Origin of the sequence: Paraburkholderia atlantica, assembly GCF_000092885.1 — a bacterium.
Taxonomy (GTDB): domain Bacteria; phylum Pseudomonadota; class Gammaproteobacteria; order Burkholderiales; family Burkholderiaceae; genus Paraburkholderia; species Paraburkholderia atlantica.
The window spans coordinates 627,046-644,357 of sequence record NC_014118.1 but is presented as its reverse complement, the minus strand read 5'-3'; the positions used below and the strand labels follow the sequence as shown (position 1 = coordinate 644,357).

General features: G+C 65.9%; 19 protein-coding genes. 11 read left to right on the top strand and 8 right to left on the bottom strand.

What is annotated here, in order from left to right:
- Positions 1-38: 38 nt before the first annotated feature.
- The 3 genes from BC1002_RS18980 to BC1002_RS18970 form a co-directional block, all read right to left on the bottom strand.
- Positions 39-578, bottom strand: a complete 540-nt coding sequence (locus BC1002_RS18980) for a cytochrome b (RefSeq protein WP_013091608.1) — start codon at positions 576-578, stop codon at positions 39-41.
- Complete coding sequence (locus tag BC1002_RS18975) at positions 575-1,684, bottom strand: catalase family peroxidase (protein WP_013091607.1); 1,110 nt, start codon at positions 1,682-1,684, stop codon at positions 575-577. Before BC1002_RS18975 ends, BC1002_RS18980 begins: the two co-directional genes overlap by 4 nt.
- Positions 1,685-1,799: 115 nt before the next feature.
- The gene (locus BC1002_RS18970) at positions 1,800-2,072 is read right to left on the bottom strand and encodes a DUF4148 domain-containing protein (protein WP_013091606.1); all 273 of its coding nucleotides are present in this window, start codon (positions 2,070-2,072) and stop codon (positions 1,800-1,802) included.
- Positions 2,073-2,238: 166 nt separating this feature from the next.
- Between BC1002_RS18970 and BC1002_RS18965 the strand changes: the two genes are divergently transcribed.
- The 3 genes from BC1002_RS18965 to BC1002_RS18955 all read left to right on the top strand — a co-directional run bounded on the left by BC1002_RS18965 (position 2,239) and on the right by BC1002_RS18955 (position 4,489).
- Positions 2,239-2,964 carry an anti-sigma factor family protein gene (locus tag BC1002_RS18965; protein ID WP_013091605.1) on the top strand — a complete coding sequence of 242 codons (726 nt, stop codon included), beginning with the start codon at positions 2,239-2,241 and terminating at the stop codon, positions 2,962-2,964.
- A gap of 158 nt (positions 2,965-3,122) precedes the next feature.
- Positions 3,123-3,641, top strand: a complete 519-nt coding sequence (locus BC1002_RS18960) for a sigma-70 family RNA polymerase sigma factor (protein WP_013091604.1) — start codon at positions 3,123-3,125, stop codon at positions 3,639-3,641.
- On the top strand, positions 3,638-4,489 hold the full coding sequence (locus tag BC1002_RS18955) for an anti-sigma factor family protein (protein ID WP_013091603.1): 852 nt from the start codon (positions 3,638-3,640) through the stop codon (positions 4,487-4,489). Before BC1002_RS18960 ends, BC1002_RS18955 begins: the two co-directional genes overlap by 4 nt.
- Positions 4,490-4,522: 33 nt before the next feature.
- Here the strand turns inward: BC1002_RS18955 and BC1002_RS18950 are convergent, their stop codons facing one another.
- Positions 4,523-5,434 (bottom strand): AraC family transcriptional regulator, encoded by a 912-nt coding sequence (locus BC1002_RS18950; protein WP_013091602.1) that lies wholly within the window; start codon positions 5,432-5,434, stop codon positions 4,523-4,525.
- 238 nt (positions 5,435-5,672) lie between these two features.
- On the opposite strand from BC1002_RS18950, the gene BC1002_RS18945 reads away from it, so the two are divergent.
- Positions 5,673-6,581, top strand: a complete 909-nt coding sequence (locus tag BC1002_RS18945) for an NmrA family NAD(P)-binding protein (protein WP_013091601.1) — start codon at positions 5,673-5,675, stop codon at positions 6,579-6,581.
- 193 nt (positions 6,582-6,774) lie between these two features.
- Here BC1002_RS18945 and ribA read toward each other — a convergent pair whose 3' ends face one another.
- Positions 6,775-7,425, bottom strand: a complete 651-nt coding sequence (ribA, locus tag BC1002_RS18935) for a GTP cyclohydrolase II (protein WP_041735298.1) — start codon at positions 7,423-7,425, stop codon at positions 6,775-6,777.
- 336 nt (positions 7,426-7,761) lie between these two features.
- Between ribA and BC1002_RS18930 the strand changes: the two genes are divergently transcribed.
- Positions 7,762-8,205, top strand: coding sequence for a CBS domain-containing protein (locus tag BC1002_RS18930; RefSeq protein ID WP_013091598.1), 444 nt, complete (start codon positions 7,762-7,764; stop codon positions 8,203-8,205).
- Between the two features lie 273 nt (positions 8,206-8,478).
- Here BC1002_RS18930 and BC1002_RS18925 read toward each other — a convergent pair whose 3' ends face one another.
- Both BC1002_RS18925 and BC1002_RS18920 read right to left on the bottom strand, forming a co-directional pair.
- On the bottom strand, positions 8,479-8,826 hold the full coding sequence (locus BC1002_RS18925; protein WP_013091597.1) for a DUF4148 domain-containing protein: 348 nt from the start codon (positions 8,824-8,826) through the stop codon (positions 8,479-8,481).
- A 219-nt stretch (positions 8,827-9,045) separates the two neighbouring features.
- The gene (locus BC1002_RS18920) at positions 9,046-9,675 is read right to left on the bottom strand and encodes a DNA-3-methyladenine glycosylase (RefSeq protein WP_041735297.1); all 630 of its coding nucleotides are present in this window, start codon (positions 9,673-9,675) and stop codon (positions 9,046-9,048) included.
- A gap of 325 nt (positions 9,676-10,000) precedes the next feature.
- On the opposite strand from BC1002_RS18920, the gene BC1002_RS18915 reads away from it, so the two are divergent.
- Positions 10,001-10,360, top strand: coding sequence for a BON domain-containing protein (locus BC1002_RS18915; protein WP_013091595.1), 360 nt, complete (start codon positions 10,001-10,003; stop codon positions 10,358-10,360).
- A 296-nt stretch (positions 10,361-10,656) separates the two neighbouring features.
- Positions 10,657-11,739: a calcium:cation antiporter gene (locus BC1002_RS18910; RefSeq protein ID WP_013091594.1), complete on the top strand. Its 1,083-nt coding sequence runs from the start codon at positions 10,657-10,659 to the stop codon at positions 11,737-11,739.
- Between the two features lie 34 nt (positions 11,740-11,773).
- On the opposite strand, the gene BC1002_RS18905 is transcribed toward BC1002_RS18910, so the two are convergent.
- Positions 11,774-12,667: a LysR substrate-binding domain-containing protein gene (locus tag BC1002_RS18905; protein ID WP_013091593.1), complete on the bottom strand. Its 894-nt coding sequence runs from the start codon at positions 12,665-12,667 to the stop codon at positions 11,774-11,776.
- Between the two features lie 491 nt (positions 12,668-13,158).
- Between BC1002_RS18905 and BC1002_RS18900 the strand changes: the two genes are divergently transcribed.
- The 4 genes from BC1002_RS18900 to BC1002_RS18885 are packed head-to-tail and all read left to right on the top strand — an operon-like array spanning position 13,159 to position 17,252.
- Entirely contained in the window at positions 13,159-14,253 is a 1,095-nt protein-coding gene (locus BC1002_RS18900; RefSeq protein WP_013091592.1) for an ABC transporter substrate-binding protein, read from the top strand.
- Between the two features lie 5 nt (positions 14,254-14,258).
- Positions 14,259-15,242: an ABC transporter permease gene (locus BC1002_RS18895; RefSeq protein ID WP_013091591.1), complete on the top strand. Its 984-nt coding sequence runs from the start codon at positions 14,259-14,261 to the stop codon at positions 15,240-15,242.
- A complete protein-coding gene (locus BC1002_RS18890; protein ID WP_013091590.1) occupies positions 15,239-16,132 on the top strand; it encodes an ABC transporter permease in 894 nt (297 codons plus the stop codon). Before BC1002_RS18895 ends, BC1002_RS18890 begins: the two co-directional genes overlap by 4 nt.
- Before the next feature lie 25 nt (positions 16,133-16,157).
- A complete protein-coding gene (locus tag BC1002_RS18885; protein ID WP_013091589.1) occupies positions 16,158-17,252 on the top strand; it encodes an ABC transporter ATP-binding protein in 1,095 nt (364 codons plus the stop codon).
- Positions 17,253-17,312 lie beyond the last annotated feature (60 nt).

Below are 17,312 nucleotides of genomic sequence, written 5' to 3'. Positions count from 1 at the left end.
GGCCCAAGCGAGCCGCGGCCCGGCCGATTCAGCCGGTATCAGCGTCCTCCGCGGGCCATGCTGCCCCACACGCCGTCGCGCAGGATCAGCCCATGCAACAGCGCCGCGGCCAGATGCAGCAGCACCGTCGCGAACAATGCGAACGCAAGCCACGTATGCAGCGCGCGCAGCAGCGCGAACAGCGCGACGTCGTGCGGCGCGATCGGCGGCAGATGCAGCGGACCGAACAGCGTGACCGGATAGCCGGCCGCCGACAACATCGCCCAGCCGATCAGCGGCATCGCCAGCATCAGCCCGTAAAGCACGACGTGCGACGCATGCGCCGCGATTCGCTGCGGCTTCGACATCCGCTCGGGCAATGGCGGACTGCCGCGCATCACGCGCACCGCGAGCCGCACCAGCACGAGCAGCAGCAACGCGATGCCGAGCGGCCGATGCAGCGCGACCAACGCATCATGGGCACGCGATACCGTCGCGACCATGCCCACGCCGATAAACAGCATCGCGACGATCAGCGGCGCCATCGTCCAGTGCAGCAGCCGCGCGAGCGGACTGAAATGAGTGCGGTCGCGGGTCATGAGTGCTCTCCGTTTGGCAGGGTTCGATGGACCTCGGGATGCAGCGCCTCCTCGCGTGTGCGGCGTTGGAACGACTGCGCGTAGGCCGCCGAGCGCGCGGCGAGCAACGGATCATCCGATGGCGCGATGCCGGCGGGCACGATCGTCGGATCGAAGTTGATGTCGCGGCAGGTGCCGTCTTCCTGCGACGTCGTGCGTTCGATCACGAGCGTCCCCGCGTCGATGTGCTGACGGTCGTCGGGCCATTGCAGCGTCGCGTCGTTCGTCGGGTCGCCTGGCTGCGCGACTGTCAATATCAGATGCCAACGCAAAGGGCCGTGTTGCAGACGCTCGTCGAGATCGGCGGCGAGGAAGTTCTTTTCGGCCTGCTGCGCGGCGGTGACCGGCGCGTACGGCGTGTCGGGCACGACGGCCCAGCGCACCGCGCGCGTCGTGCCGTGGGCATCGGTAAACAGGAACGCGTCGATGCCGTAGTACGCGGCGTTCGCGAGGCTCGACGACGGCGCGTGTGACTTGACCCAGCGCTGGAACGGCTGCGTCTCGGGATTGGCCGCGTAGAACGCCTTCAGCTTCGCGGGGTCCGGTTTGCCGGTCGCGGGGTCCGGCTTCGAGGCCAGCAACTGCTGATAAAACTGCGCGGGCGTATGCACCGCAAATACCGGCGTCGAGTTCATGCCGGTACGCCACTGTTCGCCATCGTGAAGCCGGAACTGCAGCGCGAGACTGCGCACCGGCGAGCTCGTATCGGGCGCGGACGGATTGCCGCCGGGCACCGCGAAGCGGCCCGACACCGGCGTGCGGCCCGGCGCGAACACCGCCGCGTGCGACAGCGCCGCGCCATTGCCGTTGCTGTCGAAATAGCCGTCGACGCATAGGCCTTTGGCGTGATTGCGTCGATAGCCGGGATGCTGGCCCGCGACTGCTTCGAACGTATCGATGATGCGCGGCGCGGTCAGACGCGTTGGCGTGAGCCAGCCCGCGGTGTACGCGAAGCCGCCCGCAAGCGCAAGCACGACCGCGCCGATCGCGGCGAGCCGGCATGGCACACAGATCGGCCGCGGGTCGGAGCCGGCGGGATGGGGTTTGGGTCGGGAGGGTTGTGTCACGGAAACTCCTTGCCGGATGGATACCAACGTAGGGGCAAACACCCCGCGCTACGATCTATTCCATCCGGCACCGGCGCGCCCGTTCAAACCTATTCGCGCGCCGGTGGCCGACGCTTCAACGGGTGCCAACAGCCGGCGCGCCCGAGTTCGCGACGTGGCTCGCGGCGGCTGCCGCTTGCGCGGCAAGCGCGATCTTGTGCTGCTCGACCTGACGTGCGAACACGGGGCTGACGTCGGGGTACGACGCGTCGGTGATGTAATCGAGACCGTTCTGCTGGGCCTCGATCAATTCCTGATACACCTGAGCGCGTGTCTTGGCCTGCGCAAACGCGCTCGACGAAGCGGCGAGAACGACGAACGACAAAGCGATGAACGAAAGCTTTTTCATGATCGACTCCAGTGAGTGTTGTGCGGGTTCGCACCAGGGAGAACCACGAGTCGGCGGCGTTTATTCCTGGATTCGCCGCGCGAGAAAAACATCGCCGGCGTGGGGAATAAACGGGCAAGCGTTGGTGTTTGTCCTCGGATAGCAGTAATCAACACCGCGCATCACCATGACCTCGACTCATCGCCCGTCCGGCACTCCTCCGTCCGAAGACGACATCCAGGCCTACGCCGACGGCACGCTGACGCCCGAGCGTGCCGCGGCTCTGCGCGACTATCTCGGCAAGCATCCGGCGGAAGCACGGCGCGTCGCCTTTTACGACCGCTTGAACGCACAGATCCAGGCGACGTTTCAGACCACCGACGAGCCCGCGCATGAGCACCTGCGCGGCTCGCGCCGGCTTCGCATGCGCGCGCAACCGGCCGGTCCCGTGCGCCGAACGCTGGTCGCGCTCATCGCGCTCGCGCTGATGCTGATCGCCGTCAGCGGCTGGATCGCGGCGGCTCAGGTGTCGGCACAAGCACTCGACAACGCCGCCGTGATGGCGCTCGCCGAAGTCAGCGCGCAACCCTTTTCGTCGGCATCGTCGACGCGCGTCGATCCCGCCGCGCCGGATCTCGGCGCGATCGGCCTGCGCCTCGTCGAGCAACGCGTGCTGCGGCTCGGGCCATTGCAGCGCGTGGACGAGCTCGTCTATCTGAACGGCGATCAGCAGCCGGTGGTGGTGCTGTCGGCGGCGGCGCCGTTTGCGCGCGAAGAGCCGCAGTGGGCCGCGCGCCGCATCGGCGAGCTGCGGCTGTTGACGTGGAGCGCGCGGCGCCAGCGTTTCGTCGTCGCTGGCGATGCGCGCACCCACGGCCTGATGCGCGCCGCCGACGTGATGACCGCGCGCTGACACCGGTGCGCGCGGCCCTCGCGGAATAAAATGCGCTGAAAGGTGTTTGCAGTACGAACGCATCGTGCAACGGAAGCCTCCGCGACCGGCCCGGCGCGTATCGATACCGACGCGAGTGAAGCCGATGCCACCCCCACGCCCCCTGAACGGGATCGACCATGGATGTCCGTGACGAGCTGATCGAGCACGTGCCGCGTCTGCGGCGCTATGCGCGGGCGCTGATCAACAATCGCGAGCTCGCCGACGACCTCGTGCAGGACACGCTCGAGCGCGCGCTCGGCCGCACCCGTCTGTTCCAGCCGGGCACCGATCTGCGCGCGTGGCTGTTCACGATCATGCACAACGTGTTCGCGAATCAGGCGCGCAAGGCGGCGGCGCGCGCGGTCCACGTCGCGGTCGACGACGACAGCATCGCCGAAAGCGAGCTCGCGGTGCCGTCGGGCCAGACGCGTTCGCTCGAAATGCGCGATCTCGACTACGCGCTGCAGCGGCTGCCGGTCGAGCAGCGCGAGGTGGTGCTGCTGGTCGGTCTCGAGGAGATGAGCTATGCCGATGTCGCGCTCGCGCTGAACATTCCGATCGGTACGGTGATGTCGCGGCTGTCGCGCGGACGCGAACGGTTGCGAGCTTTGATGGCGGGCGCCCAGCCCGGTGCGAAATTACAGGTGGTGCGATGAGCGAGCCGCAAATGCCGATCGGCGAAGAAGACTTGCACGCGTACGTGGACGGCACGCTGTCCGGCGAGCGGCGTGACGAGGTCGAGCGCGCGCTCGAACAGAACCCGGAGCTGGCCGCGCGCGTCAGCGATTACTTTTCTCTCAATGGGCTGCTTCACGATCGCTACGACCGCGTGCTCAGCGAGCCCGTGCCGACGCGTCTGCAGAGCGGCGCGCCGCGCCGCGCGCGGGCGGCCGCGAACTGGCCGCGTTATGCCGCGCAGTTCGCGGGAATGGCTGCCGCGCTCGTGCTCGGCCTGGGCATCGGCATGCACAGGAACGATCTGATTCCACCCGTTGCGATCGATCGAACCGACACGGCGGCCGATACTCAATTGGGCAATCGTGCGGTCAGCGCGGACAGCGCCGAGAGCTTCGCGCGCCGGGCGGCGGTCGCGCACGTGGTCTACATGCCGGCGATCGACCGGCCGAGCGACATGAGCGCCGATCACGAGCAGGACTTCGTGCAATGGCTCGCGAACCGGCTCGGCACCGAGGTCCATCCGCCGATGCTGTCGAAGAGCGGTTTCATGCTGTCGGGCGGGCGCCTGCTGCCCGGCGACGATGGCCCGACCGCGCAGTTCATGTATCGCGGACCGAACGGCGAGCGTGTCACGCTGTGCATCTCGCATCGTCGCGAGAACGCGAATACGACGGCGTTCAAGCTGTATCAGGCGGGGCCCGTCAACGTGTTCTATTGGATCGACGGCGATTTTGGCTATGCGGTGTCAGGCGGGATCGATCGCAAGCAGCTGTTGCAGATCGCGCATGATGTCTATGCGCAGTTGACGGGCGCGGTACCTGGTTGAAGCGGATGCGTTCCGCGCCGCGCCGTTCGCGCATCAACGTAGCGTCTTCTGCTGCGCCGGCGTCGCCGCGTCATCGCGCGCGCCGCCGCGCAGTTCACGCGGCGTTGCGCCCAGCAAACGCGACATCCAGTGCGCCATATGGCTCTGATGCGCAAAGCCCGTTTCGAGCGCGATCTGGCTTGCGCTGAGGCGTCCTTGCAGCAGCAGCGTTCGCGCGCGCTCCACCCTGCGCTGTACCACGTACTGATGCACAGGCACGCCGAGCGTGTCGCGAAACAGCGCCTTGAAATGCGGCACGCTCAGTTGCGCTTGCATGGCGAGCTCGTCGAGCGTCAGACGCTGATCGAGATGCGCGTCGATGAACTCGATCACGCGCGCGGCCGTGCGCGGCGCGAGCGTGCGCCGCCGGTTCGCGACATTCGGTTCGACGCCGATCAGACGCACCAGCATCGCCGTGCACAGGCTTTCGGCGTACAGCGGATCGGATGCATCGTCCGCTTCGAGCTCCGCGCGCAGCGCCCACGCGAGATGCTGAAAGCGCGGATCGCGCATCTGGAAACGCGGACGCAACTGCGCATCGGCCGATTTCAATGCAAGTTGCTCGACGGTCCGTCGCGCGAAGTCCTCGGTGAACCAGACGCTGAAAATCGTGCAGGCGGCGTCATCGTTCCACTGACCTTCGACCCCCGCGGGAATCACGTCCGCGTCGCCGTGCGCCTGAATCCGCGTGTGGCGGCGCGCATCGCACAGACAGCGCGCGGTCACCGGCGCGCCGACATGCACGCCCACACGGTGATGGACGAACGCCGGCATCCGATGCAAACCGGCCGACACGTTGACCAGTTCCGCACCGAAGCCTTGCCAGCCGAGCGCCCTGCTCGTGCGCACGGCGATGCGCGAGCCGGTGTGAGCCGCAGGCGCGGGAATCGGGGTGACGGCGTTCATCGCTTGTCTCCTGAATGACCTGAATGACGGCGCGAAACCTGCATTGTGCGGCGTTTTCGGCGGCTTCGCCGGCGTGACGGAATTTCGTAGCTCGCCAACGGCCAACGCGACTCGCGCGGCTTGCGCGGCAGCGCCACAAAAAATCATCCATATCTGCGCAAAGTCATCCGGATCTGAGCGCCTCGCGGGCACCCCGTCCTTACCATCGCGCCATAGCGATCCTCAAACGGAGCACAACGTGTTCGTCATTTTCGGAGCGAGCGGTCACGTGGGACAGGCGAGCGCAACCGCCTTGCGTCGCGCGGGCCATCAAGTACGCGCGGTGGTGCGCGACGCGGCACAAACGGAAGCGCTCGCGGCAATCGGCTGCGAGATTGCGCTCGCCGACCTGAACGACTCGGAGTCGGTCGCGCGGGCGATCGACGGCGCACAGGCAGTGCAATGGCTGTGTCCGGTGCCGCGGGCGCATGACGACCCTGCGGCCGCCATGCGACACATCATCGATGCGGGCGTCGACGCCTTGCGCATGACCACGCCGCCGCGGCTCGTTGCGCTATCCGACTACGGCGCCGAACACCCGGACGGCACCGGCATCACGACGCTGTTCCACTACCTCGAAACGCGGTTGCTGCGCAACGTCGCGTCGTCGCTGATCTTGCTGCGCGCCGCCGAGCACATGCAGAACTGGTCGCGTGTGCTGCCGGTCGCACTCGGCCGGGGCGTGCTGCCGAGTCTGCATGATCCGCTCGACAAGCTGTTTCCGACCGTCGCCGCCGAGGACGTCGGCAAACTTGCCGCGCAGTTGCTGCTCGATGAAGCGCCGACACGCACGACGCCGCGGGTGGTCAGTATCGAAGGGAAAGAGCGGGTCAGCGCGCTCGACGTCGCGCGCAACCTGGCGGAACTGTCGGGGCGGCCGGTGATCGCCCAGCGGGTGCCGCGCGACGAATGGAGTGCCGTGCTGCGCGGCGCCGGGCTCGGCGAGCGTCACGCGCAACTGATCGTCGATCTGTACGACGCGCACAACGCTGGCCGCATCGACGTGGAGGCGAACGTCAGCGAGCGACGTTTCGGCGCCACGACGTTGCGACAGGTATTGGAGGCGCTGCTATCGCGCGTGGGCGGTATGGAAGCCGCGGCGCGATGAGCCACGTGGACATTCGGCAAACCGACGGCGTGGCGCGAGCAGCGGTGAGCCCAAGCTCACGCGCCGAGTGCTGGCTGCGCGCAGCGATGAAGCTTTCCAGCCTGATCGGCTGCCACGCGCTTGCGAACCTGCTCGCCGCGATTCCCGATAGCAACGACGATTTCGGCGTGTTCTAGGTTGCTGGCGTTCCGGCTTACTCGTTCTCGTCGAAGTAATGCCCGAACTTCAGCTGCTTGGTGCGGATATAGCGCTCGTTTTCCTCGCGCATCGGAATCGCGAGCGCGACACGCTCGCACACCGGGATGCCGTGCTTCGACAACGTGTCGAACTTGTCGGGATTGTTGCTCATCAGCCGCACCGACGTGACCTTCAGCGTACGCAGGATGCCCGCGGCCGAATCGTATTCGCGTGAATCGTCGGGCAGGCCGAGATCGAGGTTGGCCTCGACCGTATCGCGCCCCTGCTCCTGAAGCGCATACGCGCGGATCTTGTTCGACAGGCCGATGCCGCGTCCTTCGTGGCCGCGCAGATACAGCAGCACGCCGCAACCCTCAGCCGCGATATAGCGCAGCGCGAGATCGAGCTGCTCGCCGCAGTCGCAGCGATAGGAGCCGAGTACGTCGCCCGTCAGACATTCCGAATGCAGGCGCGTCAGCACGGACGACTGGTTGGCGACATCGCCCATCACGAGCGCGAGATGTTCGGCGCCGCTGTCGACCACGCGAAACACATAGGAAGTGAACGTGCCGTAGCGCGTGGGCAGCGTGGCGGTGGCGTCGAGCACGACGCATTCGCTCGTGACGGCGCCGTCCGCTGCGGGCGATGAATCCTGAGACGTGAGCATGGCGTTGAACAATAGTGCTGGCATGAACCCGGTCGAGCCGGGGATAAGGGTTGGACTGCGAGTTTACCGCTAATCCGCACGCAGCACGTGGATGCCCCTTCGCAGCCGCCGGACGCTGCGCCGCGACCACCGCCTCGAAGCACCCGCGCGACACAAGACCCGCCACACGCGACAGCAGACAAGCCCGCGCGAACCGCGCGGATTCAGCGCGCATCGTCCGGCGCGCCCCAGATATTCCTGGTGTACCGCGGGCGCACGTCGCGCCTATACTGGAATCGCCTGTCCCTCACGACAGCGCGCCACTTCGGCGTGCTGCATTGCGAAACGGAGCGCTCCATGACAAGCGTTGCACAGCTTCTTAAAACGAAACCGAACTCCTCCGAGGTCTACACGATCGGCGCCGACGATTCCGTCTACGAGGCAATCCGGTTGATGGCCGAGAAAGGCATCGGCGCGCTGGTGGTGACGGACGGCGACAGCATCGCCGGCATCGTCACGGAGCGCGACTACGCACGCAAAATAGTGCTGATGGACCGCTCGTCGAAGGCGACACCGGTGCGCGACATCATGAGCAAGGCGGTGCGCTTCGTTCGTCCGGACCAGACGACCGAAGACTGCATGGCGCTGATGACCGAGCGGCGCATGCGTCACCTGCCGGTCATCGAGAACGGGCGGCTGATCGGTATGGTGTCGATTGGGGACCTCGTGAAGGACATCATCGCGGAGCAGCAGTTCACGATCCAGCAACTCGAGTTCTATATTCACGGCGAACGGCTCTGACAGGCAGCACGGCTTTCGCTGAGCGAACGCGCATCGATCATCCGCGCGGAACCTGAAGCAAAAAAGGCCCAAACCTCGAAAAGCTTGGGCCAAGCTACCTTGCGGCAGCGGAGGTTCCTTCGGAAAGAGGAACGCAACGCGCGCACGGATGACACGCTCACGGGCGCATGGGTGCGGCGCGCTCGATTGAAACAGTACCTGCTGTGAAGCGCTGTGCGCCCGCGAAAGCGGCGCACAGCGTGGTTCTGCGTACGTGGTTGCCCGTTTGCGAAATTAGTTACCGAAATACACGCTCTTCGGGCCGCTCGTCGGCTGCGGCTGCGTCGGGCCACCCGCTTGCGTCGCTCCACTCATCGGCGCGCCGTAACCGCCGGTATTAGCGGCCGGCTGGGTTTGCGCGACGGCCGGATTCTGCGCTTGCACGCGCTGTTCGGCGGCTTGGACGTCTGCCGGATATTCCGCGTCGTTCGAGGTCGACGGGTTGTAGCCCGCGCGCTCCAACTGGATCAGTTCGCTGCGAACCTGGGCGCGGGTGATCGGCTGCTGGCTCGATTGCGCGAACGATACGATCGGCGCGGCGACAACGGCTGCAATGGCAACTGCCTTGACAAGCGATTTCATGATGACTTCCCTCCAATGTGGTTTTATCTGCATCGCCGACACCGTGGTGTGCAGCGAATAAGTTCAGTCTAGTCACCACATGAACAAGGGAAAACCCTTAATTGCGAGATATAAAATTGTTCCGTTCGCAACAATGCCATGGAATATCGTGGGGTCGATTCGCCCCGCACGATGTTCCGGGCAACAATTGTCCGGGAACGTCCCGGCGCGGCCGGAATGTCATGCGCCCGAATGCGGAATCGTCAGTAGCTTGCGCGGGCCGCTGACGAACGCGCTGCCCGGCTCGAAAAATCGCAGCGGCCGGTGCATCTCGCGCGACAGGCCAATGCGCGTCGTCACGCCGATCGGTGCTTCGCCGGTCTCGATCACGCCGATCCATAGCCCCCGCCCGGTACACAGATCGTGGCCATCGAACGCCTGGCCGATGCCGAACGCCACCGTCAGCCGGCCGGGTCCGCGGGCGAGATCGCGCAGCGGCACGCCGGGACGGCGCGCTTCCATCAGCGCGAGTCCTTCGAGCGGTTCGATCGCGCGCAGCAGGATGCCGGCGCCGACCTCCTCCGCTTCGGACGACATGTTCAACATGTACGAGACGCCGTAGGTCAGCCGCACATAAGCGTGACCGCGCGCGAGGAACATCGACCCGTTGTACGCACGACGTCCGATAAACGCATGGCTCGTCGAATCGCCGAGCGGATAGGCCTCGGTCTCGACGATGCGTCCGCTCAGGCGTCCTTCGGGCAGATCGTGAACGAGATATTTGCCGACCATGAAGCGCGCGAGCTCGACGGTGTCGAGCGGCAGATCGTTGCGGCGTAGCGGCCGGATCGGAAGAGCTTCGTTTCGCATACGCTGGATGTCCATTAAGCCGATGCTGAAATCCCGCGTCATCGACCGGTTGCGATCGGCAAATTCGTTGTACCGACGCCTCATTTTCTGCGCCGGCAAGTCAACATGGCACCAATTGCTGTATCGTGTGCTTCCGGCCGGTCACACGGCCGTTTGCATGTTTTGCGCGCGCTTCGCGGCGCGCGGAAACGTGTGTGTCGGCTGAAAGTGTTCGCATGGCTGCTGTACCTGTTTCATTCGCATTGAATCCCGCTGTACCCGCTGATGTAAAAAAAATCGACCCCATCCGGGGGATCGACGTTCTACGACAATAGGAGATGGTTGAATGAAAGCATTCTCGGCAATCAAGGTGATCGGCGGCGCGCTGGTCGTTTTCGCTTCCCTCAACGCGTATGCGCAAAGCAGCGATGCAGCTGCGACCGCAGCGCCGGCGGCAGCGGCACCGACCACCAAGGAAGTTAAACAGGCTAATCGCGCTCTGCAGAAGAAGGTCCGCGCGAAGCTCGCACGTACGAAGGGCCTGACCGTCGGCAACATCACCGTGCGCGCACGCAGCGGCGCGGTCACACTGGAAGGTTCGGTGCCGGAGCAGGCTCAGATCGAAATCGCGACGAACGCCGCTCAAGGCGTGGAAGGCGTGACATCGGTGAAGAGCGCACTGTCGATTCGCGCAATCGGCCAGTAAGCCGGTCAAACTGCCGAAGAAGTTGCAGTAAAAGCAGCAAGCTGGCGTCGACGGCGGAAAGCTCCGTCGCGACGCCAATTTCCCCTCCGATCCATCGCTCGACACGATTGCCCCCGGTGCGCCCTCGCATCGTCCGACGCGGCGATTTCCCGCGCCCTCATAACCGCGATATGTTGAGCGCATCACTCAGCGAAGCGCCGGTATTTCGCAGCAATTTTTCCCTTATAATTTAATAGCTTAACATCACTTGTTAAGATATTACCGCAAGTTTCCACACGCACCGAAAGGAAGGCCGCATGACTTCGCCGGCGACCGTCTTGCCCCGTTGGACCCTCATCGCGCCGATCATTAGCTGGATCGTGCTCGGTGCCGCCTATGCGATGCCGGGCAACGCGCTGCTGCTCGCGCTGGTCGGCGTGTCGCTGTGCGCGGCCGTGTTTGCCGCCGTCCATCATGCCGAAGTGGTCGCTCATCGTGTCGGCGAGCCGTTTGGCACGCTGGTGCTCGCGGTCGCCGTCACGGTGATCGAGGTGGCGCTGATCGTCTCGGTGATGCTGACGTCCGGTCCCGAGAAAGCCGGCCTCGCACGCGATACGGTATTCGCGGCCGTGATGATCGTCTGCAACGGGCTCGTCGGGCTATGTCTGCTGGCGGGCGGCATCCGCCATCTGGAACAGGACTTCCAGAGCCGCGGCGCGGCGGCCGCGCTGGCGGTGCTGGCATCGCTGTCGGTGCTGACGCTCGTGATGCCGAACTTCACGACCACCAGCCCCGGGCCGGTCCTGTCGCCGTCGCAGCTCGCGTTTGCCGGTGTGTCGTCGCTGGTGCTGTACTGCGTGTTCGTGTTCGTGCAGACGGTGCGCCATCGCGACTACTTCCTCGCCGGCGTGCCCGACGAAGACGTCCATGCCGAGCCGCCGGGCGCGCGCCTCGCGGCCATCAGCGGCGTGCTGCTGCTGGTGAGTCTGGTCGCGGTCGTGCTGCTCGCGAAAGTGCTGTCGCCAGTGGTCGAATCCGCGGTGTTGGGCGCGGGCGCGCCGCCGGCGGTGGTCGGGATCGTGATTGCGTCGCTAGTGCTGTTGCCGGAAGGACTCGCGGCACTGCGCGCGGCGCGCGCCGATCGTCTGCAGACCAGCCTGAACCTCGCGCTCGGCTCGGCGCTGGCGAGTATCGGCCTGACCATTCCCACCGTCGCTGGCGTGTTCCTTTATATCGGTCAGCCCATCGTGCTCGGCATCAACGGCAAGGACATGGTGCTGCTCGCGCTCACGCTGGTGGTCGCCACGCTAACCCTGAGTACCGGACGCACGACGATTCTGCAAGGCGCCGTGCATCTATCGCTATTCGCGGCTTATCTGTTTCTGTCGTTCGCGCCGTGACCTGAGGCCTGATCCGGCGCTGGCGGACGGCAACTCACTCTTCCCAGTGCTCGACCATCCAGTCGCGGAACAGATTCAGCTTCTGCTGTTGCGCGACCGAGTCCGGATACACGAAGTAATAGCGCCAGCCGGTCTTCAGCACCGTTTCGAACGGCCGGACGAGGCGGCGCGCCGCGACGTCCTCGTCGATCAGCGCGAGATCGCTGATCGCGATGCCGAAGCCCTGCGCGGCGGCATTGGTCGCCATGTCGAGCGTATCGAAGCTCGGGCCGAGCTCCGCGTCGATCGTGGCGGCGCCCGTCGCATCGGTCTCCGCGACTTTTGCGAGCCACATCTTCCAGTCGCGATGATCCCGCGTCGGATGCAGCAGCGTATGGCGCGCGAGATCCGCCACCTGCGCGAGCGGCTTGTCCTTCAGCAGCTCGGGCGTGCAGACCGGCGTCAGACGCTCCTCGAACAGCGACACCGCCTGCACGTCCGCACCGGGCGACGAACCGTAGATGATCGCCGCGTCGAACGGTTCGCTCTGGAAATCGACGTCGTGCTGCCAGGTGGTCGTGATCTGCACGTGCAAATCGGGATATTCGGACTGGAAGCGCATGATCTTCGGCAGCATCCAGCGCATCACGCAGGTCGGCACCTTCAGCGCGAGATCGGTGCGCTGCCTCGTCAAGCGCAGCGACATTTCCTCGATCCGCGCGAAGCTCTCCTTGACCGTCGGCAGCAGCATTTCGCCCTCTGCGGTCAGCGTCAGCCCCTTTGCGTGACGCTTGAACAGCGGAAACTTGTAGTACTCCTCGAGCGCGATGATCTGCCGGCTGACCGCGCCTTGGGTCAGGCACAGATGATCGGCGGCACGCGTGAAGCTGCGATGCCGCGCGACGGTTTCGAAAATCTGCAGCGCGTTGAGCGGCGGTAGGCGTCGCATCGGATGTCGTCCAGGATCAGAAAAAATCATTGCGGGGCTGCGGCAGCGCTTGTCGCCGCCATGCCCGTGATGCCCAAAGCATACGCGATCGGCGGCGCGCGCACGAGCCGGCGCGCGGGCGAACCCGCATGCGTTCGGCTCATGGCGCGCGAAAAATGCGCGTTCCGGCCGATGTCGCACCGCGGTGGTGCGAAAGGCCTGCGGCACCCGCACCAGAACCGAGCTTTCCTCATGCCTCGATGCACCTTGTATTCAACGGTCAAAGATGGACGTTAACCCGCATGCACCGTCGCCGGTAGCCTCCTGTCGCGTCGCTGAACCGCGCGCCGCCGCGCCCGCGCACCGCGAGCCATGAGCGCAGGTCATGCCACCCATGCGCATATTTCGATTGTTGCGTGATTTTGGCAAACCTACAGTGCCTCCACGCACGGTTCATCCGGCAGCGGTCATAGCGATTCATCGGCAACGGGCGTTCATCACAGGAGACCGTCATGCAGCAGATCAAACGCGGTAGAAGGCAAGCCATCAAGACGATCGGTACGGCGCTCGCGGCATCCGCTCTGCCGATGCCGTTCCTCAATCTGCGCGCACAGGAGCACAACTTCAGCGGCAAGACGCTGCGCATCCTGACATGGTCCGACGATACCGGCACGGCCGCGCTGCGCAACATCGCCGCGACCTTCACCGCGAAGACCGGCGCGAAGGTGATCGCCGATCGCGCCGACGGCACCTCCGGCATGGTCGCGAAAGTCAAGGCGGCGGGCGAGCGCCCGACCTACGACGTGATCACGCTCGCCGGCGTCGGCGCGGCCGGCCTCGCCGACGCGGACCTGCTGATGAAGCCCGAGCTCGACCGCCTGCCGAACCTGAAAGACGTCGCGCCGCAATACCGTACCGGCGCGAACGGCTTCGGCGTCGGCTATCTGTTGTGGTCCGACGGCCTCATCTACAACACCGCGACGGTCAAGACGCCGCCTTCGTCTTACGAGGCACTGTGGGACCCGAAATACGGCGGTCGCGTATTCCTGCCGCCGCCCGAGTGGGCCGAAGCGGTCGACCTCGCGATCATCGCCGCGAAGATGAACGGCGGCTCGCAGCAGAACATCGAGCCCGGCTTCAGGAAGCTCGCGCAACTGAAAGACCATGTGATGACGCTCGGCGAGAACCCGAACCAGGTGGCCGACCTGTTCCGCACCGGCTCGCTCGACATCGGCGGCATCTACTCGCCGGCGTTTTTTCCGGACCAGATCCGCAAGCCCGAGTACAAGATGGGCGTCACCTACGGCATGAAGGAAGGCTTCGCGACGCAGCTGATGTTCACGGTGATCCCGAAAGCGCATCCGGGCGACAGCGACCTGATCCACGCGTTCATCAATCATTCGCTCGACGCCGGCGTGCAAGGCCGCATGGCCGCCGACGTGCTGAACGGCCCGGTCAATTCGAAAGCGAGGATTCCGGCCGAGAGCCGCGCGTTCGTGCCGAGCCCGCAGCAGATCGCCGAGAAAGCCGTGCTGCATGACGACAAGGCGCTCGCCGTCGTGCAGCCGGCGTGGATCAAGCGCTACACCGAAATCTTCTCGGCGTAACCACGATGCTCGCGCGCTTCCCGCGGCGTGCCGCGATGATGCCGGACGAAGCGGCGCCGGGTCCGACGCCCGGCGGCGCTGCCTGCGCTTCCGTAATCGTCGAGACTGCCTTGACCGCCCCCGCTGGCGGCGCAACGACGCGCGCGAAAGCCCGGCCGTGGCTGCTGCTCGCGCCGATCCTGGTGTTTCTGGCGATCCTCGGCGCGGCCGCGCTGGTCGTGCTGCGCATGAGCTTCGGCACGTCAGGCAACGAATGGCGCAGCTTCACGCTGCAGAACTACGCGGACCTGCTCGACGGCTACTTCCTGAAGTCGTTGTGGCTGACGCTGCGGCTCGCGTTCCAGAGCATGCTGTGCACGGTCGTGCTCGCGATTCCGGTTGCGCTCGCGATGGCGCGCACGACCTCGCGGCTCGCGCGCCGGCTGCTCCTCGCGGGTGTGCTGCTGCCGCTGCTGGTCAATCTGCTGCTGCAAGGCTATGGCTGGCTGGTGATCCTCGGCCCGGCGGGCCTGCTCAATCACGCGTTGCTCGCGAGCGGGCTCGTCGAGCGTCCGGTCATGTGGCTCTATCGCGAGCATGGCGTACTGCTGGGGCTGATCCAGACCGCGTTTCCGCTCGCCGTTCTGCCGCTGTCCAGCGCGATGCGTGCGGTGTCGATCTCGTACGAGGAAGCCGCCGCGACGCTCGGCGCAACGCGTTGGCAAACGCTGCGCCACGTGCTGTTGCCGCTCGCGATGCCGGGCCTCGTGTCGGGTGCGCTGCTGGTGTTCGCGTATAACGCGAGCGCGTTCGCGGTACCGCTGCTGCTCGGCGGCCGGCGCGTGCCGATGCTCGCCGTGCTGGTGCACGATCAGGTCGCGCCGCTGTTGAACTGGCCGGCGGCCTCCGCTTCGGGCGTCGTGCTGATGGTCGCGACGCTCGCCGTGATGGCGCTCTCGCAACGGCTCGTGCGCCGCACCCAACGTCTGACCGGGGAGCCTCACGCATGAGCACGCCGCTGCCAGCTTCGCGCCTGCCGCGCACCGAACCTCGTTCGCCGCGCTTCCCGCGCCTGCCCGATACGATGCCCGGGCAGCTCCGCCGCGCAACCGCGCTCGTGGCCGGCGTGGTGCTGTTTCTCGCCGCGCTGCCGATCCTGACGATGATCGCGATGTCGTTCAGCGCGGCCGACACGCTCGAATTCCCGCCGCACGCGTACAGCCTGCACTGGTATCGCGCGGCGTGGCACAGCTTCGTGTCGCCGGACGCGACCGATACGCTGTCGATGGGCGCCGCGCTGACCACGAGCCTCATCGTCGCGCTATCGACGATGCTGATCGCGACGCTGGTCTCCGTGCCCGCCGCGTATGCACTGTCGCGCTACCGTTTTCGCGGCAAACCGGCGGTCGAGCAGCTGGTCGCGCTGCCGCTCGTCTATCCGCTCGTGATGCTCGGCCTGTCGCTGCTGCTGGTGTTCAACGTGCTGCCGGTCGAGCTGGGCGTCGGCCGGCTGATCATCGCGCATGTGATCCTGGCGCTGCCGTTCACGGTGAAGAACTGCGCGGCGTCGGTCGCATCGATCGGCCCCGAGTTCGAGGAAGCCGCGCTCGTGATGGGCGCGAACCCCAGCCGCGCGCTCGTCGACGTGGTGCTGCCGCTGATGCGCCCCGGCATTCTCGCCGGCATGCTGTTCGCGTTCATCGTGTCGTTCAACGAGTTCACGGTCACGTTCTTCCTGTATAGCATCGACACGATGACGCTACCCGTGTGGCTCTATAGCCGCACGGTGTCGTCGCTTGATCCGACCGTGTTCTGTTTCGCGGTGGTGATCGTCGCGATCGACTTCGCGCTGATCTGGCTGCTGGAAAAGCTGATCGGCGACGAAGGCGTCGCGCTGTGAACCCGCCACCTTGCTGGAGCCTGCGATGACCCATCTGACCTTGCAAGCCGTCACGCGGCGCTTCGGCGCAGTGCATGCCGTCGACGACGTCGACCTGAGCGTGCCCGACGGCAAACTCGTCTGCTTCCTCGGCCCGTCAGGCTGCGGCAAGACCACGCTGCTGCGGATGATCGCCGGGCTCGAAACGCCGAGCGCGGGCAGCATCCATTTCGCCGGCCGCGACATCACGTGGCTGCCGGCCAACCGGCGCGACTTCGGCATGGTGTTCCAGTCGCTCGCGCTGTTTCCGCACATGACGGTCGCGCAGAACATCGCGTATCCGCTGAAGCTGCGCAAGGTCGCAAGAGAGAAGCAAACCCGCCGCGTCGCCGAACTGCTCGAACTGATCCGGCTGCCGCACATGGCGAACCGGCCGGTCACGCAGTTGTCGGGCGGACAGCGTCAGCGCGTCGCGATCGCGCGCGCGATTGCTTCGGAGCCTCAACTGCTGCTGCTCGACGAACCGCTGTCCGCGCTCGACGCCAAGCTGCGCGAAGCGATGCAGGTCGAAATCCGCTTGCTGCAGCAACGCCTCGGCATCACGACGATCATGGTCACGCACGACCAGCGCGAAGCGATGACGATGGCCGACGAGATCGTCGTGATGGAGAAAGGCCGCATCGCGCAGGTCGGCAAGCCCCTCGACATCTACCGCGATCCCGTCAACGAGTTCGTCGCCGACTTCATCGGGCTCGGCAATATCCTGCCGGTGCAGTACGACGGCGCTGGCGTCGTGAGCCTGCCGGGTGGACGGCGCATCGCGGTGACGCCGAGCCCGAGCGCGCCGCTCGCCGATGCGCGGCAGCCGGTTGCGAGCGGCGACGCGATCCGCCTGTTGATCCGCCCCGAGGACATCTGCGTGAAGGCGGCCACGGAGGCACCGGACGCGAACCGGCTGCCCGGCACCGTCATATTCATTCGCGACGTCGGCGCCTCGCTCGAAGCGACGATCGATTGTGCGGGCTTCACGCTGACCGCCGCGACCACGCCGCGCGAAACGCCCGGGCTCGCGCTCGGCATGCCGGTGCTCGCCGAGCTGCCGCCGCACGCCTGTAAGCTGATCGCAGCGCGCACCGCCTGATACCCGAACCCATCCCACACGCTTCGCTTCGATAAAACCGCATGACGACAGAGGACCAGA